Origin of the sequence: Enterovibrio nigricans DSM 22720, assembly GCF_900167155.1 — a bacterium.
In the GTDB taxonomy this organism is placed as follows: domain Bacteria; phylum Pseudomonadota; class Gammaproteobacteria; order Enterobacterales; family Vibrionaceae; genus Enterovibrio; species Enterovibrio nigricans.
Genome location: NZ_FUXU01000180.1, coordinates 1 through 2,920 on the forward strand (window position 1 = coordinate 1; position 2,920 = coordinate 2,920).

Annotated in this window: 1 protein-coding gene and 2 pseudogenes; all 3 read right to left on the reverse strand. The window is 49.8% G+C overall.

Annotated elements, in window-relative coordinates; genetic code table 11:
* Positions 1-368: 368 nt before the first annotated feature.
* Positions 369-748: pseudogene (locus tag B5D35_RS25585) on the reverse strand (IS110 family transposase); the annotation flags it as partial.
* Between the two features lie 674 nt (positions 749-1,422).
* On the reverse strand, positions 1,423-2,469 hold the full coding sequence (locus tag B5D35_RS23310; protein ID WP_078754785.1) for an IS91 family transposase: 1,047 nt from the start codon (positions 2,467-2,469) through the stop codon (positions 1,423-1,425).
* Positions 2,466-2,828 (reverse strand): annotated as a pseudogene (locus tag B5D35_RS23315) (tyrosine-type recombinase/integrase); the annotation flags it as partial. The gene B5D35_RS23310 and the pseudogene B5D35_RS23315, both read right to left, overlap by 4 nt.
* Between the last annotated feature and the right edge of the window lie 92 nt (positions 2,829-2,920).

The window sequence follows — 2,920 nt, forward strand, 5'->3', positions numbered from 1 at the left end:
ATCAAAAGGGTCGGTGCGCGTCTTTCTCATTGTTTAGAAAAGGAATTTTGAGGGGATTCGCTAGATAGCGGTGTTATTGAATTAGTTCAGCCATATGTAAATCGTTATGGTGAGTGGCTAGATTTATGGGCTAATAGTTTAGGGCTAGTGGTAGGTATCTTAATTGCTTCTTTTTCTCGGTCGATTATTCTGAAAGAAAGATCGCTATAACGCATATGAGCCCATCTCCGGTCAATAGACAATAGCATTCTTTTGGCTGCGTCAGCAGCCAATGCTCTCGAACAACAAAGCTGTCTACTTCGTTCTGTCATTTTTGCCATTAAGTCGTTGCTTACGGTAAACACATATAGAAGGTCTCATACTGCGATCTCAACGCTTGCGAACGCTTTGGTGTAGAAGGCAATCACATTGAGGTCGATATCGAGATTGCGGTTAATCGCAGGCTCATTGAAGCGGTTACGGACTTCCTCTTTGGCATAGGGATAGCGAAGTTGAAGGTTCGGTGTAGGATAATTGTACTGGCTGAAGGTGTTGGAGACATGGGCTTTCAAGTCGAATACATACACTCGACGCCGACAACAGTCTGGTCTTGAAAGGGCGCAAGAATGTCTAATAGTACTTCGGGTTTGGCATCGATTTTCTTGTGAACCACCTTGTTGCCCGCAGAATCGAGGATACAGACGTAAAGAATACGCGCATGAAGATCGATACCGCAGTAATAGTCGTGTTGAGTGTTATAAAATTTCATTGAGTCTTCTCCTTTTTGGGTTTCGTCGCCTTCCAGCTTAGCCCGAGGGTTAAGCTGGAGGAGAAGGCTCAATGAGTATCAAGGCCATCATAAATCGTCCCCCCGGGGGCTTGACTGGCAAAAATCGTTCGCCGTTTACGTCTAATGTTATGCCTCCGTTTTTGGGGACATTATCAGAATCTAGCTAAATGGCCTATTTAGGCTTGCTGTTTTTACTTAACTGTTTGATAAGATTTAATTTTGGTGCGCATGGAGGCTTTGTGATGGGAACTATAATAGGTTTGGTTATTTTATCTGCTATAGATTGGTATCTTATTCGTAAAACAGGGCTCCATATTCATCAATGGATCTCTAAAAAGTATGAAGAGCATTTGTTTAGTAAGAATAATAACAAATAGCGCTTGCTTAGATAATCGGCATAACAAATAAGAATAAGTGTCGCGCAGCCGACACTTTATTTGGGTGTTGGACAAGCCCGTCGCTGCTTTATTAAGTAAATTGCTCGGATGAGCTTTGGAAGGATGTAGGCCCGTCGCCGAACAACAGGCGAGTGCCGCCAAGAAGTTATCAGATATAGCATAACTTCAAGGGGTTACGTGGCTGTGTGTCTATTTTTTTGCTTCTTCTCCTTCGGTAAAATCGCAGTCATTCTCCTTATTCTGTTCGCCTTTCGGCTACCTCGGTCGCGTGACGCCCACACAGACCATGAGCCGTTCACCGCAACTTGGACAACATCGCGTCACGTGCTGTTTGACGGGCGGCTCAAGGGGTAATGTCCGGTGTGCCATCTGAAGCAACATGAGCTGAATATGGTGTCGTTTTCGCTTGGCACTGCCATGCAACAAGCCATAGTCGCGTACCCGTTGCAGCCCTTTGGGCAACACATGCTGAAGTATCAACATCAAAAACTGTTGGGTAGGCAAAGACCGTGTCGCGGATTGTTTTGTCTGGCTGTCGGTGTACCGGAACGTCACCTGATGGCCGCTGATATCAATGATGTCCTTGTCAGGTAAGACTCCACGATACAGATACCGAGAGAGATATTTGAGGGCGGGCAACCCCCGACCCACAGCGCGACAATCGACCACCCAGTTGTGCGGCATTGAAGAAGGTAAGGTCAGCGAGGGATGGGCGTTGATGGCGGCCACCAACCTGGCTCGCCAGACCGATGCGAGTGCGGCGTGTGGGTAAAGGTATTGTTTATTGCCCTTGTGCCATTGCCTGCGCTTAGGGTTGTAAAAGCCTGCGGGCACAATGGCATGCAGGTGTGGGTGCATATCCCGTCGACGATTGTGGGTGTGCAGCACCAAGGTAAACCCACTGTCGCCGGCCTGTTTGCGCTGGGCAAAATCCTTGAGCACGGACGCAGCGACCGCGAACATCATCGCGTACAATGTACGCGCGTGAGTCCGCGCCAGAGGGCGCAGTGCCGCAGGTATCGTGAAGGTCACCATAAAATACGATGTCGGCAGCAGCTTGGCCGTTTGTCTTTCGAGCCATTGCACCGTATTGGGATGTTGGCACAGGGGGCAGTGGCGATGCCCACAAGAGAGTGGGGTTCGCTCGTCATACTGGCAGCCCTGACAACACCATTGCGATTGACCCAGCACGCCTGTTCGGCAACGAGACAGGGCCGTCATTGCCCGTATGATATCAGGGGAAAGGCGTTGCGTATCAATGGCACCCGCATGCTGTTGCAGCAGTTGGATAAACGCACTCATGTTGCCTCCCACAAAATAGAGAGTCCAGAGGCGAGTTGATTCACCGCCTGATGAAGCTGGGCGTGTTTCACGTCCGTGAGTTGGGTGTAACGTGCCGTTGTCGTAAGACTGGCGTGCCCGAGAAGACGTTGCAGAGAGCGTAAATCCAGCCCTTGCTCGAGTAGATGCGTGGCATAGCAATGCCGTAATGAATGGGGACTGATGGCCTTATGAATGCCCGCGTCACGACAGACTTGCTTCATGGCTTTTTGTACGCCCCCGCGGTCCATCGGGGCATCATTGCCGACACCGGGGAAGAGTAAAGTCGGGTGGCGATGCGTGCACCAGTATTGGCGCAACACAGCGAGCGTTTTATCGGGCGTGCGACGTGAAGTCGTATGAAGCGCTGTTCACCGCTCAACGAGTGAACCATCTGTATCACCAGATGAACCTAGGAGCCTGAATAAAGTAG

Bases quoted from the DNA above. Each gene is read 5' to 3' on its own strand.
- B5D35_RS23310 (WP_078754785.1), bottom strand. From the start codon at position 2,469: ATGAGTGCGTTTATCCAACTGCTGCAACAGCATGCGGGTGCCATTGAT.